Origin of the sequence: Streptomyces rishiriensis, from assembly GCF_030815485.1 — a bacterium.
Classification (GTDB): Bacteria; Actinomycetota; Actinomycetes; order Streptomycetales; family Streptomycetaceae; genus Streptomyces; species Streptomyces rishiriensis_A.
In genome coordinates, this window is sequence record NZ_JAUSWV010000002.1 from 3,745,535 (window position 1) to 3,761,820 (window position 16,286).

A 16,286-nucleotide genomic window follows, 5' to 3' on the forward strand; every position below is an offset into this window, starting at 1 on the left:
GCGGGGAACAGGCGGAGGGTCACGTTGGACTGACTGACGATCGGATCGCCCGGCGCGTCGCCCGGGACGGCGCTGGAGCGCCTCGGTGTCCGGTGGATCGCCGGTCAGTGCGGCGGTACGGCCCGGTAAGCGGGTTTCGCCGGCTCCCGTGAGCGCGTCACCGGGGCGCGCCTGTCCATACGTGAGGCTGCGCCGGGGCGCGCCTGCCACGTATGCACGGATGTCGGTGGCGCGCAGGGCACTTGCCTTTCAGCCGTTCGAAATTTCGTCACGTGGTCGGAATAGTGGCGTGACAATAAGAGGGGGTGTGCGGGGTGTCAACGCTCCGAACAGAAACGGTTTCGGAAAGTGGTGGATATCGCTTTCTATCCCGGCGCGACCCTGTGGAAACGCCATGAAACACGGCCTGGAAACAGGGTGCCCGCCCCGCTGGAAGTCGTCGCCGACCTCGCCGCTGCCGCCGCCGGCAGTGCCGCTGCCGACCGCGTCACCGTCGCCTGTGCCGCCGTCGCCCGTGCCCCTGCCGACCGTGCCGCTGCCGCCGCCCGCGTCCCTGCCGCCGCCCCTGCCCTGCCGACCCGTCGGCTGTGGTGGGCGTGCCGTCATTTGCCGCGGGGGGGCCGGGTCAGCGCAGCGTGAGGGGGGTCTCGCGGGTGACCCGGGTCAGTTTCTCGGGGTTGCGGATGTAATAGATGCCGGTGATGCGGGCGTCCTCGACATGGATCGCCATGATGCCGTCGTTCTCGCCGTCCAGCCGTACGAGAAGTGCCGGACTGCCGTTGACCATGGTGGCCTCATCGGTGATCTCGGCTTCGAACTTGCCGCTGCCGCCGACGATGAAGCGGGCCACCTTGTCCGCGCCGATGATCGGCCGCCGTGCGGCCTGCTTGACGCCGCCGCCGTCGCTGAGGAGCACGACCTCGGGGGCGAGCACGTCGAGCATGGCCTGGATGTCGCCGGTGAGGAGCGCGCGCCGGAACGAGTCCAGAGCCGCCCGGGTCTCGCGCGGGGACACCGCCTGGCGAGGGCGGCGGGCGTCGATGTGCTTGCGGGCGCGGTGGGCGATCTGGCGGACGGCCCCGGGGCTCTTGTCGACGGCGTCCGCGATCTCCTCGTAGCTGACGTCGAAGGCCTCGCGCAGCACGAAGACCGCGCGCTCCGTCGGCGACAGCGTCTCCAGGACGAGCATCAGCGCCATCGACACACTGTCGGCGAGTTCGGCGTCCTGGGCCACGTCCGAGGCGGTGACCAGCGGCTCGGGCAGCCAGGGGCCGACGTAGGCCTCCTTGCGGCGTTTCATGGTGCGCAGCCGGTTGAGCGCCTGGCGGGTCGTGATCCGGATCAGGTAGGCGCGCTGGTCGCGGACCTCCGCCAGGTCGACCTCGCTCCAGCGCAGCCAGGTCTCCTGGAGCACGTCCTCCGCGTCCGCCGCCGACCCGAGCATCTCGTAGGCGACCGTGAAGAGCAGGTTGCGGTGGGCGACGAACGTGTCGGTCGCCCGATCAGCGGCGTCGTCGACCATGGTTCGGCCTCTTCCTGTTCCTCACGGTCGGCCCTGGCTGCCGACGGCCTTCGGTGTGGCGTCCACACCACGGGCCATTCTCTCCCGTGCCGTCACGCCCGCCGGTCAGGACACCCGGCCGACGGGGTCGAGTGTCTTGCCGTTCGCCTCGAGCAGCTGCCGGCGCTTGGCGGGACTCGCGGTGCGGTGCAACCGGTAGGCACCGGGCTTGTGGGCCTCCTCGGCCAGGTGCTTGACGATGACCTTGCAGATGACTTCCTTGAGCCGCGCGCCGGGACGACCGTCGATGTGGAACCACTGGGCGACATCGGTCTTGCTGGCCTTCTGGAAGATGCCGTCGCTGCGGCCCAGGCTGAGGCACTGCGCCACGAACGCCATGCCGAGCGGCGCGGGCTGCTCTCCGGCGATCCGGCTGAGCACGGTGTCGGCGGCCCGCGCGCCCAGCGGCATCGCGGCTTGGCAGCTCATCCGCAGCGGCAGGTCCGACGGCGCCGCCGAGTCTCCGGCCGCGACGATGCGATCGTCGTCGACGCTGGTCAGCGTCTCGTCCGTGAGCAGGCGGCCCAGTGCGTCGGTGCGCAGGCCGCTGCGGGCGGCGAGGTCCGGCACGCCGAACCCGGCGGTCCAGATGGTCAGCTCGCTCGGCAGCTCGCGGCCGTCGGCGAGCCGTACGGCATCACGGGTCACCGCCGTCACCATCGTGCCGGGGCCGTCGAGGACGGTCACCTTGAGCTTGGCCAGCCGCCCGGCGACCGAGCGGCGGCCCCGGGGATGCAGATACGGGCCGAGCACCCCGCCGCAGACCAGGGTGACGTTGTGACCTCCTTCGGCCAGCTCGGCGGCGGTCTCGATGCCGGTCGGGCCGGCTCCGACCACCGTCACCGCGGCCGATGCGGACACGGCGTCGAGGGCCGGGCGCAGTCGCTCGGCGTCCTCCAGGTCGGCGATCGGGTAGGCGTGCTCCGCCGCCCCGGGCACCTGGGGGTCGGCGCTGCCGCTGCCCACCGCGTAGATCAGGTAGTCGTAGTCGATCGTGCCGCCGGAGGCCGGCGTCACGCTGCGCCCGGCCGCGTCGATCCGTGCCACGGTGTCGACCACCAGCCGGACGCCGTCGGCCAGTACGTCCCCGAAGTCGACGACCGCGTCGTCGGACCCGCCCACCAGCTGGTGCAGACGGACGCGGTGGACGAAGGTCGGTCGCGGGTTGATCAGTGTCACGGTCACGTCGTCGCGCTGCGTCAGACGATTGGCAGCCATGACACCGGCGTAGCCGCCGCCGATCACGACGACATCGATGTTCTCAGCCATGACATCTCCTCCGTGTTCAGTGGTTCGGCCTCAAGACACCGCGTCGCCGTCCCCTGTGACAGCATGTGAGGCAGATCACTCCGCTTGGCGGAGAGGAGTTCTAGAGGTCCCCGGTCGGGGTGCCCGCTCCCGGCGTGATCAGGCCGGTCTCGTAGGCCACGACGACGGCCTGGGCACGGTCCCGCAGGTGGAGCTTGGCGAGGATCCGGGCCACGTGGGTCTTCACGGTGGCCTCGCTCAGACGGAAGCGCGCGGCGAGTTCGGCGTTGCTCAGGCCGGTGCCGAGCGAGCCCAGGACCTCGAGCTCGCGAGGGGTGAGTACCGTCAGATCGCGGTGCAGGGCGGCGGAGGCCGCCGTCTCGAGGGCGACGAAGCGTTCGACCAGGCGCCGGGTGATGGCCGGCGAGAGCAGCGCGTCGCCGGTGCGGGCGAGACGGACGGCGGCGACCAGGTGCTCGGGGGTGACGTCCTTGAGGAGGAAGCCGCTCGCCCCGGCGGTGAGGGCCGCGTACACGTACCGGTCGAGGTCGAAGGTGGTCAGCATGATGACGCGGGGCGGGTCGGGCGTCACCGCGCCGGAGAGGATCCGCCGGGTGGCTTCCAGGCCGTCGGTCCCCGGCATCCGGATGTCCATGAGGACCAGGTCGGGGCGGGTGCGGCGGACCGCGTCGACGGCCTGGTCGCCGTCGGCGGCCTCCGCGACGACCTCGATGCCGTCCGCCGCCAGGATCATGCCGAAGCCGGTGCGGACCAGCGCCTGATCGTCGGCGATCACCACGCGCGGCGGCTCCTCGATCACGCGGGCTCCTCCGCGGGGATGACGGCGCGGACCGCGAAGCCGCCGGTGGGGCGTTCGCCCGCGGAGAGGGTGGCTCCGTACACGGCGAGGCGCTCGCGCAGGCCGATCAGTCCGCGGCCGCCACCGGAACCACCCGGCGCCGCGGACGTGCCGCCGGTGTCGGACACCTCGATGCGCACCGCCCCGGGGACGTGCTCGACGACGACCCGCACCCGGCTGCCGACGGCATGCCTGACCGTGTTGGTCAGCGCCTCCTGCACCACGCGGTACGCGGCCAGGTCGGCGCCGGCGGCGAGGGGCGCCGGGGTGCCGGTGACGGTCAGCTCGACGGGTACGCCCGTCTCGCGGACCCGGTCGGCGAGGAGGGGCACCTGGGCGAGGCCCGGCTGCGGCGCCAGATCGGTCCCGGCGGCCGGGTCGCAGGCGCCCCCGGCCCGCTCCGCGGCCCCGCCCTCGTCCACGTCACCGGCCATGGTGAGCAGGCCCATGACGTGCCGGAGTTCGGCCATCGCGGTACGCCCGCCCGCCTCGACGGCCAGCAGCGCCTGGCGGGCCCGGTCGGGCGCGGTGTCCATCACCTTGCGGGCCGCGCCCGCCTGGATCACCATCACGCTCACATTGTGGGTGACGACATCGTGCAGTTCGCGGGCGATCCGGGACCGCTCGCGGTCGACGGCCAGCCGCATGGCGGCCTCGTGCTCCTCCTCCAGAGCGGTCAGCCGCTGCTTCCAGGTGTGGACCGCGTTGGCTCCCAGCCCCACCGCGAGCAGCGCGAGGAACGGCACGAGACCGGGAGCGAACGACGGGAAGTTCTCGTCGCGCCGTACGGCGAGCAGGGCGGCGCCGATCACCAGGCCGACGAGGGCCCGCGCCCGGTACGGGCTGTACACCGCCGCGCTGTAGGCGGCGACCACACCGGACAGGAACGTGTACAGGGTCGGGTCGCCGCCGCGCAGGTGCTCGTTGAACAGCAGACTCGCGACGATCACCGCCCAGAACGCGGACAGCGGGAACCTCCGGCGCACCACCAGGGGCAGCGCGGTCAGGGCGGCCAGCACCAGCTGCCAGGGATCGACGGCTTCGGCGAACCGCACCATGCCCACGCCGACGTCCGGGAGCGGACCGACCTGCGGGAGGCCGGGCGCGGGCATCCGCGGCGGGACCGGCACGAAGACCGGCGTGCCCGGCGCGGCGGCGTCGCCCTGCCGGTAGGCGGCGCCGACCGTGCAGGCGGCCAGGACGAAGGCCAGGATCGCGTCGGCCGTCCACATCCAGCGGGACGGGCGGGGCAGCGGACTCCGGCGCAGCAGGGCCGCGGCCCCCGTCCGCCACCGCTGCACGATCTCCGCCCGCACCGTCCCCGCCCCGCCCATGCGCACAGTGTGGCAACCCGTGTGGCCTCCCACATCCGTCCCGCTGCGGACGGTGACGCGGGCGGCCTACATCCGCCGCGTACATCGCAGGGATGACGTGCCCGGCGGGTCATCCCACAACGGCAGCCCGTCTCGCCGTGGCAGCCGACGCCCCGGGCCGGGGTCCGCCCCTAGCTTCGGACCGAACCGTCGACCGCCGACCCTGGAGGCACCGTGGCAGCGACCGCGCCCGTCATCGACATACGGGCTGTGAGCAGGACGTACGGGGAAGGACCGCCGGCCCTCGCCGACGTGACGCTGAGCGTGGCCGCCGGAGAGGCAATCGCCGTTCTCGGGCCGTCCGGCAGCGGCAAGTCCACGCTGCTCAACCTGATCGCGGGACTCGACCGGCCGAGCACCGGCAGCGTCACGGTGGACGGGCTGCGGGTGGACGGGCTGAGCGAGGCCGGGTCGGCGCGTTACCGGCGCGCGAAGGTCGGCATGGTCTTCCAGTTCTTCAACCTGCTGGACGATCTGACGGTCGCCGACAACGTGCTGCTGCCCGCCCGGTTGGCGGGGATGCCCCGGGCGGAGGCCCGCGCACGGGCCGCCGCTCTGCTGGCGGACCTGCGCATCGACCGGCACGCGGGCGCCTACCCCGGCCGGCTGTCCGGCGGGGAGCGGCAGCGGGTCGCGGTGGCCCGGGCCCTGATGAACCGTCCGGCTCTGCTGCTGGCGGACGAGCCCACCGGCGCGCTGGACACCGCCTCGGGCGCGGAGGTCCGGGAACTGCTCGCCGAACTCAACGCGTCGGGGCAGACGATCGTCCTGGTCACCCATGATCTGGGCCTCGCCGCGTCCTGCGCGACCCGGACCGTCGAACTGGTCGACGGCCGTGTCGTCCGGGACACCAGAAGCGCCGAGGGCGCTGCGGCGGTGGCCCGATGAGCGCCCTCGGCCGGGTGGTGCGCGCCGGGGTCGGGCGGCGGCGGGTGCAGACCGCCGTGATGATCATGACGACGCTCATGGCCGTCACCGCGTCGGTCCTCGCCGCCGGACTGCTCGTCGCGTCCCGGGCGCCCTTCGACCACGCCTTCGCCCAGCAGCACGGCGCCCACCTGACCGCGCGGTTCGACGGCGCCAGGGTGACGGCCGTGGAGGTCACGGCGACCGCCCGGGCCGAGGGCGTGACCGCCACGGCCGGACCGTTCCGGACCGCATCGGTACGCGCGCGTACCGCCTCGTCCTCGGACGTGTTCCCGGAGGGCGTCGATCTGCCGCCGGTGACCGTCGTCGGCCGGGCGGACACCGGGGGCGATGTCGACCGGATCGACCTCGTCTCCGGCACCTGGCTCACCGGCCCCGGCCAGATCGTGGTGGCCGACGGCATGCTGCCCGTCGAACCGGGCACACGGCTGACGTTCCCCGCCGCGCCGGGCAGCCCCACGCTGACCGTGGTCGGCATCGCGCGGTCGGTGACCGGCACCGCGGACGCCTGGGTGACTCCCGCGCGGGCCGGGACGCTGGCCGCGCCGGGCGACACCCCCTCGTACGAGATGCTCTACCGCTTCGCCCGCGCGGGGACGGACGCACAGCTGGCCGCCGACCGGGCCGCGATCACGGCGGCGGTGCCGAAGGGCGCGCTGACCGGGTCGCAGTCCTATCTGGCCGTCAAGGAGGAGGCGACCGCCAACGCGATGGCGTTCGTGCCGTTCCTGGCCGCTTTCGGTGTTCTCGGGCTGCTCCTTTCGGTCCTGGTCATCGGCATCGTCGTGAGCGGCGCGGTGGGGGCCGCGACCCGGCGCATCGGGATCCTCAAGTCCCTCGGCTTCACCCCGGCGCAGGTCGTGCGGGCGTATGTCGGGCAGGCGCTGGTCCCGGCGGCCGTCGGCTGCGCCCTAGGGCTGGTGGTGGGCAATCTGCTGGCCCTGCCCGTGCTCCACGAGGTCGGCGAGGCCTTCGCCGGTCCGGCGGCGTCGATCCCTGTCTGGATCGACGCGGCCGTGCCCACCGCGGCCCTCGCCCTGGTCGCCTGCGCCGCTCTGGTGCCCGCGCTGCGCGCCGGACGGCTGCGGACCGTCGCGGCGATCACCGCCGGCCGTACGCCGAGCACCGGCCGGGGGCGCCTGGCGCGGCGGTTCGCGGGGCGGTTCGCGGGGCCGCCCGCGGTCGGCCTCGGGCTGGCGGGCCCCTTCGCGCGGCCGGCGCGTTCGGCGACGACGGCCGCCGCGGTGGTCTTCGGCGCCGTCGCCGTCACCTTCGGCGTCGGGCTCGCGCTCACGCTCGGCGCCGTCCAGTCGGGCCGCATGCTCAACTCGGGCGGGTCGGTCGTCGTCGGGACGGGCGGCGGACAGGCACCGCCCGGCGCGCAGGCCGTACACGAGGGCGGCGGGCCCGAGGAGCCGAAGGCCGACCCGGCCGCGGTCGCCGCCGCGCTCCGCGCACAGCAGGGGACCGGCCGCTTCTACGGCTCGACGCAGGCGGAGGTCGGCGCGTCCGGCATCACCGGAGCCACCACCGTGGTGGCGTACCAGGGCGACACTTCATGGGCCGGCCCCCCGATGGTCTCGGGCGACTGGCTGGACGGGCCGGGTCAGGCCGTGGTCACCGGGCGGTTCCTGAAGGCCGCCGGAATCCGGGTCGGCGACACGGTGACCCTGACGGAGCGGGGGCGGCACGTCGCGGTACGGATCGTCGGCGAGGCGTTCTTCACGGAGGGCGAGGGCATGGAACTCCTCACCCCGGCCTCGACCCTCACCGCGCTCGGACTCGACGCGACGCCGGGCCGGTACATCGTGAAGACGGAACCGGGCACGGATCTGACGGGCTATCTGACGGCGCTCAACGACAGGCTCGACCCGCTCGGCGCGGTCGCCCAGGCCGACACCTCGGACGAATCCAGCGTGATCGTCGCCATGGACGCGCTGATCGGGACGCTGACCCTCATGCTCGTCGTGGTCGCCGGGCTGGGCGTGCTCAACACGGTCGTCCTCGACACCCGCGACCGGGTCCGCGACCTCGGCGTCCTCAAGGCCCTGGGCATGGCGCCCCGCCAGACCCTGACCATGGTCGTCACCTCGGTCGCCGCGATCGGGCTGCCGGCCGGCGCGCTGGCGGTCCCGGTCGGCGTGGCCCTGCACCACTACGTCACGCCGTTCATGGGCGACGCCGTCGGCATGACGCTGCCCCCCTCGCACATCGCCGTCTACGACGCGCCCGTTCTGGCCCTGCTCGCCCTGGGAGGGCTGGTCATCGCGGTGGCGGGCGCCCTGCTCCCGGCCGGCTGGGCCGCCCGGGCGACCACGGCCACCGCCCTGCGCACCGAGTGACCCTGGCTAAACCGCCGCGCGTCCGCCCTCGCCGTTCCGCCGGAACGCCCACTCCGCCCTCGGCTCCACCACCCACCGGAAGATCCGCCGGACGGGGGAGGTGCACAGCAGGGTGACGGTCAGGGCGGCGACGAGGGTGACGACGAGGGCGCCGAGCGGCCGGTGGATCCAGGGCTGGTCGTAGAAGTGGGCGGGGCCGGCGAGCTGCTTGACGAAGCCGTGCAGGAGATAGCCGTAGAGCGTGGCCGCGCCCAGGACGGTGAACCAGGTGTGGCGTCCCGGCACCCAGGCCAGGAAGCAGGCCACCAGGACGAGGGAACAGCCGAAGGTGGCCAGGGTCATCAGGGGGCCGTACCAGGCGGGCGCCCCGAGCTGCACGGCGCTGTCGTCGTGGAAGAACCAGCGGTAGACGTTCGGCGGGGCCACCTGGTGGGCGACGGCGAGCGCGCCCGCGAAGACCGGCACCGCCGCGACGCGGACCGCGCGGCGGCGCACCAGACGGAAGTGCTCCGGTTTCAGCAGCAGGCCCAGGACGAAGTAGGGCAGGAACTGCAGGACCCGCTGAAGGGCGAGGTCCTTGCCGATGGCGGACGAGAGGGTCGCGAGCATCGCGACGACCAGCGCCAGCGGCAACGGCCACCGTACGAGTCGCCAGACCGGCGCGGTCAGCCGCCAGATGAACAGGGCGGCCAGGAACCAGGTCAGATAGAGGGGGTCCAGCAGGCTGATGTCGCGGTCCGGGGCGTCGTCGGTCCACCTCGTGAGGAGGGTGTAGGCCACCTCGAAGACCACGTACGGCACGGCCACGCCGGTGATCAGGCGCTTGACGCGCTGCGGGCTGCCGTCGAAGCCGCGGGAGAAGTGGCCGGAGATGACGATGAACGCCGGCATGTGGAAGGCGTACACGAGCGTGTAGAACGCGGTGACCGTACGGCTGCCGTCGCGCAGGGGTTCCCAGGCATGGCCCACCGCGACGAGCACGATCGCCAGGTACTTGGCGTTGTCGAAGAAGGCGTCCCGCTTCTTCGCGGGCGAGGCCGTCCGGACCGGCGGGGCTTCGGCCGGCCGGGCCGGTGCCGGGCGGACCGTTGGGGGCTCGCCCTGTGCCTCCTCGGTGCCGCTCGGGGGCAGTGTGGTCTGCCCGATGCCCTCCTGGCGCGATCCGGACAGACCAGAACACCTCTCACACGACCCGTGCTCCCCGCCCCGGGCCCGCCGGGGGAAGAGCCGACACCATTACCCGGGCCCTGCTTACCGCATCGCGTCGGGATAAACCTCCCGACGCGGTCAGAGGTCTTTCCCTGCGTTCTCGCCTCTGTCCTCGCGTTCGTCCTCGCCGGCGCCCGCTACTGCGCCTTCGTCTGCGTCTGCGTCTGCGTCTGCGCGTGTATCGCGGGGCCGTCCCAGGAGTTCGCGCAGCAGGCGTTCGTCGTCGGGGCGCAGGCCGGAGACGAAGCTGGCCAGCACGGCCTCGCGGTCCCGTTCGGCGTCCAGGACCCTGCGCATGCGGTGGGCGGCGAGACCCGCCTCGTCCGAAGCGGGCAGCCACGCGAACGACCGACCGCCGCGCTCGCGGGTGACCGCGCCCTTGGCGAGCAGCCGGGTGAGGATCGTGATCACCGTCGTATAGGCGAGACCGCCGCCGAGGCGTTCGCGCACCCATCCCGCGGTGGCCGGACCGTCCGCCTCCCGCAGCGCGGACAGCACCAACGCCTCGAGCTCGCCCTGTCCCCGACGCCGGGGACGCTGCCGGTGATCCGCCACGCCCCGTCTCCCTCCGCCGCCGTCCGTTTCCCGGTCGGACATCGTATAGACGCAGCCTCTCGCCTCCGCCCTTCACCGCCCGGGCGGATCCTTGCGCAGGATACCCCCTGGGGGTATACAGGACTCATGGACCACGACCAGCACAGCGACCAGCACAGCGACCCGCACCACGATCACGCCTCCCCCGCGGGGCACGGCGGCGCCTCCTGGGCGATGGCGATGAAGGCGACGCTGCACTGCCTGACCGGATGCGCCGTCGGCGAGATCCTCGGGATGGTCATCGGTACCGCCCTCGGCTGGGGCAATGCGCCGACCATGGTCGTCGCGATCGTTCTCGCGTTCCTGTTCGGCTACTCCTTCACCCTGTTCGCGTTGCGCCGGGCCGGCCTGGAGCTGCGGGCCGCGGTCAAGGTGGCACTGGCCGCCGACACCGTGTCGATCGCCGTGATGGAACTGGTCGACAACGCCGTCGTCGCCCTCACCCCGGGCGCGATGGAGGCCCAGCTCTCGGACGGGCTGTTCTGGGCGGCCCTCCTGGGCGGCTTCCTGATCGCCTTCCTGATCACCACACCCGTGAACAAGTGGATGATCGGCCGCGGCAAAGGCCACGCGGTCGCCCACGCCCAGCACGCCTGACGCCCTCGCCCCGCCTCGCCCCGCCTCGCAACGCCTCGCGGCCATCGTCCTCCCCCGGGCTCGCTCACAGCCTGCCGAACGCCACCCCACGCCAGGTCCAACCCGCCGCCAGCACCGCATCCCGCAGCGGATCCTTCAGCTCCGCCGGGTCGAAGCGGTACGTCTCCTGGAGGTGCCGGCGACCGTCGGGACCGCGTTCGACGGACCACTGGCGGGAGACGGCGGTCACCTGGCCGCGGCCGAACTCCCGCGCCACGCCGGGCCGGGGAGGATCGCCGATCCAGGTGACCTCGCGCTGCTCGTCGACGCTGCGCACCTCGTGAGCCCCCGGCAGCAGACGCATCCGTATCGTGAGCGTGCGGTGCATCCGCACCCGGACGAAGTGCGCGTGCCAGGAGGGCTCGCGGACCCGCCACTCCGCCACCAGATCGCCACGCTCCTCGGGCAGCGCATGACGTACGCGGAAGGGAACCTCCGGGCCGTTGACCGCGAAGAGCGCGGCCCGGACCTCGTCGGCGGAACGCGGCACCAGACCGCTCTCGGGGTGCCTGGTTCCGGTCAATCTGTCGAAAAAACCCATCGGATCAACCTATGGCAAGGTCGCGAACGACCAGCCGAGCCGACCGGACACCTCGTCCTGTCGAGGGTCGAGCCGTCCCCACACCCGCCGCTACTCTGTCCCCTCATGGGGAAAACCGCGGGTGGACAGAGGGCGGTCGTGGCCGCGTTGGTACGGTCGGCGTTCCTCGTGAACGCCGTGTACGCCGAGTCGAGCCGCGCCCACGGCATCACACCCCAGCAGGGTCAACTGCTGTGCGTGCTGATGCCGCAGCCGTACGGCATGAGCGAACTCGGCGAGATGCTCGGACTCGCCAAGTCGAGCCTGACGGGGCTGGTGGACCGGACGGTCCAGCGCGGACTGGTCCGGCGCGAGCCGGATCCGCGGGACGGGCGGGCCGTACGCGTCGGGCTCACCGAGGAGGGCGCCCGGCTCGCGCATGGCTTCTACGACGAGACGTGCCGCCGCCTCGAGGGCCTGCCCTCGGGGCTGAACACGAACGAACGCGACCGCCTCGCCGCGCTGCTCGCCCGGGTCGTCGTCGACAACAAGGTCCCCGAGGTCTTCACCGACCCCGACGCCTGCCGCGCCTGACCACTCCTGATTGTGTCTGACCGCGCCTGATTACGTCTGCCGCGTCTGATTACGCCTGTACCCCGGCCCGCGCCGCCGCGGGCCTCGCGTGTCGGCACCCGCTCAGCCAGGCGCCCGCTCACCCGCTGACCCGCCCGAAGTCGTTCGCTTCGCGTTCCGCGTCGGCTCGTGCGGCGGTGAACTTCAGCGTCAGGGTCACCGCGATCGACATGAGCGCCATCGCCGTCATGGCCGTTGCCGGAGAGGTGAGTTGGGCCAGCGTCCCGGCCAGCGCCGCGCTCACGCCCTGCATCGTGAGCATTCCGGCCGAGTGCAACCCCAGGGCGTGACCGCTGAGTTCGGGCGGGGTGAGCGCCATCAGCCGCTCCTGCTGGACCAGGCCCGCGCCGAAGCCGACGGAGGCGAGAGCGGCGCAGACCGCGGCGAGCGGGAGGGCGGGGCGCAGGGCGAAGAAGACGTAGGGGGTGGCCAGCAGCAGAAGGAGAGGGGTGGCCAGGCGGGGGCGCAGGGCCGGTGGGACGAGGCGGCCCACGGTCAGGTCCCCGGCCAGCATGCCCAGCGCCCCGCACGCGAACAACGTGCCCGCCGCTTCGGGGTCGTAGGACACGAAGAGCGCCTCGCAGCCGACGACCAGTCCGTTGGGAAGCCACAGGCCCAGGTAGGTCAGGCGGCGGGGGCGGGAGGACCACAGGACGGCGTTCGTGCGCCGGGTCGCCGCGACCGAGGGCCGGCCGGAGGCCCGCGGTGCGCGGGCGGTCAGGCCGAGGCGGGTGACCACGGCGGCGGTCGCGTGGAGCAGGGCGGCGAGCAGCAGGACCGGGCGCGGCGAGAACGCGGTCACGAGGGCGCCGCCGGTGGCGAACCCGATGATCTGCGTCAACCCGCTCAGCATGTTGAAGAGCGAACGCCCCGGCAGATAGCCGTCCTTGGTGAGGATCTCGTTCAGCAGGCCCCAGCGGACGCCGCCGCCGAGGGAGGCGATCAGCCCTTGCAGGAGCACGACCGCGAAGACGCCCCACACCGGCAGCCCGGGCAGCGCCAGGACGGCCGTCGCGGCGGCGAAGGCGAGGGAGAGGCCGGTCAGCGCCGACCTCGGGGGCAGCCGGTCGGCGCCCGAGAGGAAGAAGGTCGCGCCCAGCACCTGCGCGAGCGACGGGCCGAACATGCTCACCGCCGACAGCAGCGGGGAGTCGGTGGCCCGGTAGACGAGCGTGCCGAGGGCGAGACCGCTCACCGTCCCGGCGGCGGTCGACGCGGCGACGGAGAGGAAGAGGGGTGTGAACTCGGGGGTCCGGAAGAGCTGTCGGTATGTGTGGCCGGTCATGGGCGGAGTCTGCGACGGGCCGGAGAGGGGTGGTTATTGTTTCGCGTGACCGCGAAACGTCGTATGCCGTACGGCATACGTCGCACGTCGCACGTCGCACGTCGCACGTCGCACGTCGCACAGGCATGTGCGGGCACGAGTTACGCGCGCGGGCCCGAGTACGGGCAGCAAGCACAGGCACGAGTACAGGGCCCAGGCACAGGTACGGGCCCAGGCACAGGCATGGGGCCCAGGCACCGGTACGGGCCCAAGCACCGGTACGGGCACAGGCACGGGTGAGGGGCGCAGGGGCATGGGCTGGTGGCAGGTGAACGCGGACACCCTGGCGCGCAGCCGGTTCGTGCTCTCGCCGCTCGCCGAGACCTTCGCGAGCCTGAAGCTGCTGCACGCGGGCGTGGGCGCCCACCCCGGCGAGCGCGACTGGCTGCGCGACCGTCTCCCCGGCTACCGAGCCGTGCTGGCGGCCGACCCGGTGACCGCGCTGCTGGTGCGGGCCGGGCTGGGGCGGAGCTGGGTCGCGGACTTCCTCACGCCCACCCCGAGGGACGGCGAGAGTTTCGAGGAGGGAGTGGCCCGGGTACGGGCGGCCGACCCGGCGGAGGCCCGCGCCCATCTGCGGATCTCCCTGGCCGGCCCGCTTCCCGCCGCCCTGGACCGGGACGACCTGCCGGAGCGGGCGGCCGGACTGCTGGAGTACGTGTGGGAGGCGGGCGTACGGCCGTACTGGGAGCGGCGGCGGCGGGTGCTGGAGGCCGATGTGGTCGCGCGGACCGCACAGGTCAGCCGGGGCGGGTGGGCCGCCGTACTGGACTCGCTGCGGCCGGGGACGCGGTGGCTCGGCGAGAGTCGCTTCCAGGTCAACCTGCACGAGTATCCGCCCCGCGAGATCTCCGGCGCCGAGCTGGTGTTCGTGCCGGTCACCCCGAAGACGGGCTGGGTGTCGTGGGAGGCGCGGGAGCGGTACGCCGTCGTCTATCCCTGCACGGGGGTGCTCGCCGGGGACCGGCGGGACCGGGCCCGTGCCGTACCGGCCGCGCTGGGCGCCCTGCTGGGGCCCAGCCGGGCCGCGGTGCTCGTCCTCCTCACCGGCCCCCTGAGCACCACCCAGCTGGTCGCCCTGACCGGCCAGGGCCTCGGTTCGGTCGGCCGCCATCTGCGGGTGCTGCTGGACGCGGGGCTGGTGGAGCGGCGGCGTGCGGGGCGTTCGGTGCTCTACTCGCGGACCGCGGCGGGCGACGTCCTGGCCAGGGCCGCCGCCGGGTAGGGCCTGTCCGGCCGGTCCCGGGTCCACGGCACGACCGGCCGGGCAGGCCCCCTGGGCGTCCGCGCCGGACGCGGAAGCGGGGGACGGCCCCGGAAGAGGTGGGCGCACCGTCCGGGGCTAGCATCCGGAGCATGACTACTGATGCCGGTGCCTCTCCCCTCGACGTCTCGATCGATGCCCTCAAGGGCGGTTCCGCGGAGCTCTCCCAGTACGCGGGCAAGGCCGTGCTGGTGGTGAACGTGGCCTCGAAGTGCGGCCTGACCCCGCAGTACACGGGCCTGGAGAAGCTCCAGGAGCGGTACGCCGCCCAGGGCTTCACCGTGCTCGGCGTGCCCTGCAACCAGTTCCTCGGGCAGGAGCCCGGCACCGCCGAGGAGATCGCCGAGTTCTGCTCGGCCACCTACGGCGTGTCCTTCCCGCTGACCGAGAAGGTCGAGGTGAACGGTGCGGAGCGGCACCCGCTGTACGAGCGGCTGGTCGGATTCGCGGACGCCGAGGGCCACGACGGCGACATCCGCTGGAACTTCGAGAAGTTCCTGATCGGGCGGGACGGGTCCGTCGTCGCCCGCTTCTCCCCGCAGACCGAGCCCGAGGCCGCCGAGGTCGTCGCGGCCATCGAGGGCCAGCTGGCCTAGGCGTTTGCTGATCCGTCCCGGGACGGACGGATCGAACGGATCGTCCGGCTTGACCTTGTCCCTGGGGCAGGGCGGAGCCTCCTCGTCGCCGGGCGCGAAGGCCGTCCGGCGACGGAGGACGACGGGGGTGCGTGATGGGCATCGGGGATGACGGCGCGCTGCTCACGATCGGCGCGTTCGCCGCGCGGGCCCGGCTCTCGGCCAAGGCGCTGCGGCTGTACGACCGGCTCGGGCTGCTCGCCCCGGCGCACATCGACGACGCCAGCGGCTACCGCTACTACCGGGCCGACCAGGTGGAACGGGCCCGGCTGGTGGCGATGCTGCGCCAGCTGGACATGCCGCTCGCGCGGATCGCCGAGGTGGTGGAGACCACTGACGGGTCCGTGTCCGGGGAACTGCTCGCCGCCTACTGGGGCGATGTCGAGGCCCGGTTCGCCGCCCAGCGCACCCTCGCCGCCTACCTCCGTGCACGGCTGTCGGGGAGGAGCTCCGAGATGTACGAGAAGTTCGAGGTCCGGTTGGTGGACGTGCCCGAGCAGGTGGTGGTCACCGAGACACGGCACACGCTCGCGGACGAGCTGCCCACGTGGATCCCCGCCTCACTGGGGCGGCTGGAGGAGGCGGCCGGGGGGTGCGGGGGCGTCGTCGCCGCGCCGTACGTCGTCTACTACTCCGCGGTGTCCATGGAGAGCGACGGGCCGGTCGAGTCCTGTGTGCCGGTCGCGGACGCGGCAGGGGCCCGGGCATGGGCGGCCGCCGCACAGAGCCGGGGCCGGCAGTTCCAGGCGCGGGTGGAGCCGGCCCGGCGGCTCGCGTACACGAGGATCACCAAGGCGCAGGTGGCACACCCGCAGATCCTCGCCCCGTACGAGGCGGTGGAGGCGTGGATGAAGCGGGAGGGCTGGGACTACGACGGGCCCTGCCGGGAGATCTATTTCGCCGACTGGGACGCGGCGGGAGCCGAGGACCCGGTGTGTGACGTGGCGTTCCCGGTCAAGCGGGGCTGACGGGCTGCCCCGTCGGCGGGGCAGGGGACCCGGCGCGGCCGACGCGTCCGGCCGGCGGGCCCGCGCCCGGCAGGTGCGGGGCTGGGCCGGGCAAGTGCCGGGCCCGCGCCCGGCATGTGCCCGGGCATGTGCCGAGCCCCCTCGGCAAGGACGGCGATCTGGTCGAGGGGGCTCTTGGGTCGTGCTGGTGAAG

15 protein-coding genes are annotated in these 16,286 nt (G+C 73.3%); 7 read left to right on the plus strand and 8 right to left on the minus strand.

The features are described from left to right. Positions 1–625: 625 nt before the first annotated feature. From QF030_RS19065 to QF030_RS19080, 4 genes are all read right to left on the minus strand, one after another. On the minus strand, positions 626–1,522 hold the full coding sequence (locus QF030_RS19065) for an RNA polymerase sigma-70 factor (RefSeq protein WP_307163880.1): 897 nt from the start codon (positions 1,520–1,522) through the stop codon (positions 626–628). A 105-nt stretch (positions 1,523–1,627) separates the two neighbouring features. Further along, a complete protein-coding gene (locus QF030_RS19070) occupies positions 1,628–2,830 on the minus strand; it encodes an NAD(P)/FAD-dependent oxidoreductase (protein WP_307163881.1) in 1,203 nt (400 codons plus the stop codon). Between the two features lie 100 nt (positions 2,831–2,930). Continuing rightward, positions 2,931–3,626 (minus strand): response regulator, encoded by a 696-nt coding sequence (locus QF030_RS19075; protein WP_307167616.1) that lies wholly within the window; start codon positions 3,624–3,626, stop codon positions 2,931–2,933. Next, positions 3,626–5,002: a sensor histidine kinase gene (locus tag QF030_RS19080; protein ID WP_307163882.1), complete on the minus strand. Its 1,377-nt coding sequence runs from the start codon at positions 5,000–5,002 to the stop codon at positions 3,626–3,628. The genes QF030_RS19075 and QF030_RS19080 overlap by 1 nt, the downstream gene beginning before the upstream one ends. A gap of 213 nt (positions 5,003–5,215) precedes the next feature. Between QF030_RS19080 and QF030_RS19085 the strand changes: the two genes are divergently transcribed. Beyond that, positions 5,216–5,929 carry an ABC transporter ATP-binding protein gene (locus QF030_RS19085; RefSeq protein ID WP_307163883.1) on the plus strand — a complete coding sequence of 238 codons (714 nt, stop codon included), beginning with the start codon at positions 5,216–5,218 and terminating at the stop codon, positions 5,927–5,929. Next, positions 5,926–8,310 (plus strand): ABC transporter permease, encoded by a 2,385-nt coding sequence (locus QF030_RS19090; protein WP_307163884.1) that lies wholly within the window; start codon positions 5,926–5,928, stop codon positions 8,308–8,310. Before QF030_RS19085 ends, QF030_RS19090 begins: the two co-directional genes overlap by 4 nt. Positions 8,311–8,316: 6 nt before the next feature. Here the strand turns inward: QF030_RS19090 and QF030_RS19095 are convergent, their stop codons facing one another. Both QF030_RS19095 and QF030_RS19100 read right to left on the minus strand, forming a co-directional pair. After that, positions 8,317–9,456 (minus strand): acyltransferase family protein, encoded by a 1,140-nt coding sequence (locus tag QF030_RS19095; RefSeq protein ID WP_373428901.1) that lies wholly within the window; start codon positions 9,454–9,456, stop codon positions 8,317–8,319. A 141-nt stretch (positions 9,457–9,597) separates the two neighbouring features. Next, on the minus strand, positions 9,598–10,074 hold the full coding sequence (locus QF030_RS19100) for a BlaI/MecI/CopY family transcriptional regulator (RefSeq protein ID WP_307163885.1): 477 nt from the start codon (positions 10,072–10,074) through the stop codon (positions 9,598–9,600). 126 nt (positions 10,075–10,200) lie between these two features. Between QF030_RS19100 and QF030_RS19105 the strand changes: the two genes are divergently transcribed. Beyond that, positions 10,201–10,710 carry a DUF4396 domain-containing protein gene (locus tag QF030_RS19105; protein ID WP_307163886.1) on the plus strand — a complete coding sequence of 170 codons (510 nt, stop codon included), beginning with the start codon at positions 10,201–10,203 and terminating at the stop codon, positions 10,708–10,710. 64 nt (positions 10,711–10,774) lie between these two features. Here the strand turns inward: QF030_RS19105 and QF030_RS19110 are convergent, their stop codons facing one another. Further along, positions 10,775–11,272 (minus strand): hypothetical protein, encoded by a 498-nt coding sequence (locus QF030_RS19110; protein ID WP_307163887.1) that lies wholly within the window; start codon positions 11,270–11,272, stop codon positions 10,775–10,777. A gap of 123 nt (positions 11,273–11,395) precedes the next feature. On the opposite strand from QF030_RS19110, the gene QF030_RS19115 reads away from it, so the two are divergent. Beyond that, a complete protein-coding gene (locus tag QF030_RS19115; protein WP_307163888.1) occupies positions 11,396–11,863 on the plus strand; it encodes a MarR family winged helix-turn-helix transcriptional regulator in 468 nt (155 codons plus the stop codon). Between the two features lie 118 nt (positions 11,864–11,981). Here the strand turns inward: QF030_RS19115 and QF030_RS19120 are convergent, their stop codons facing one another. Then, positions 11,982–13,187, minus strand: coding sequence for an MFS transporter (locus QF030_RS19120; protein ID WP_307163889.1), 1,206 nt, complete (start codon positions 13,185–13,187; stop codon positions 11,982–11,984). Positions 13,188–13,479: 292 nt separating this feature from the next. On the opposite strand from QF030_RS19120, the gene QF030_RS19125 reads away from it, so the two are divergent. The 3 genes from QF030_RS19125 to QF030_RS19135 all read left to right on the plus strand — a co-directional run bounded on the left by QF030_RS19125 (position 13,480) and on the right by QF030_RS19135 (position 16,093). Further along, on the plus strand, positions 13,480–14,451 hold the full coding sequence (locus QF030_RS19125; protein WP_307163890.1) for an ArsR/SmtB family transcription factor: 972 nt from the start codon (positions 13,480–13,482) through the stop codon (positions 14,449–14,451). Between the two features lie 131 nt (positions 14,452–14,582). After that, complete coding sequence (locus QF030_RS19130) at positions 14,583–15,086, plus strand: glutathione peroxidase (RefSeq protein WP_307163892.1); 504 nt, start codon at positions 14,583–14,585, stop codon at positions 15,084–15,086. Positions 15,087–15,220: 134 nt separating this feature from the next. Further along, complete coding sequence (locus tag QF030_RS19135; protein WP_307163893.1) at positions 15,221–16,093, plus strand: MerR family transcriptional regulator; 873 nt, start codon at positions 15,221–15,223, stop codon at positions 16,091–16,093. Positions 16,094–16,286: the final 193 nt, after the last annotated feature.

What these genes read in the sequence shown, in the direction of transcription:
- QF030_RS19065 (WP_307163880.1), bottom strand. Translation starts at nt 1,522, where the DNA reads ATGGTCGACGACGCCGCTGATCGGGCGACCGACACGTTCGTCGCCCAC.
- QF030_RS19070 (WP_307163881.1), bottom strand. Translation starts at nt 2,830, where the DNA reads ATGGCTGAGAACATCGATGTCGTCGTGATCGGCGGCGGCTACGCCGGT.
- QF030_RS19080 (WP_307163882.1), bottom strand. Translation starts at nt 5,002, where the DNA reads ATGGGCGGGGCGGGGACGGTGCGGGCGGAGATCGTGCAGCGGTGGCGG.
- QF030_RS19090 (WP_307163884.1), top strand. Translation starts at nt 5,926, where the DNA reads ATGAGCGCCCTCGGCCGGGTGGTGCGCGCCGGGGTCGGGCGGCGGCGG.
- QF030_RS19105 (WP_307163886.1), top strand. Translation starts at nt 10,201, where the DNA reads ATGGACCACGACCAGCACAGCGACCAGCACAGCGACCCGCACCACGAT.
- QF030_RS19115 (WP_307163888.1), top strand. Translation starts at nt 11,396, where the DNA reads ATGGGGAAAACCGCGGGTGGACAGAGGGCGGTCGTGGCCGCGTTGGTA.
- QF030_RS19120 (WP_307163889.1), bottom strand. Translation starts at nt 13,187, where the DNA reads ATGACCGGCCACACATACCGACAGCTCTTCCGGACCCCCGAGTTCACA.
- QF030_RS19125 (WP_307163890.1), top strand. Translation starts at nt 13,480, where the DNA reads ATGGGCTGGTGGCAGGTGAACGCGGACACCCTGGCGCGCAGCCGGTTC.
- QF030_RS19130 (WP_307163892.1), top strand. Translation starts at nt 14,583, where the DNA reads ATGACTACTGATGCCGGTGCCTCTCCCCTCGACGTCTCGATCGATGCC.
- QF030_RS19135 (WP_307163893.1), top strand. Translation starts at nt 15,221, where the DNA reads ATGGGCATCGGGGATGACGGCGCGCTGCTCACGATCGGCGCGTTCGCC.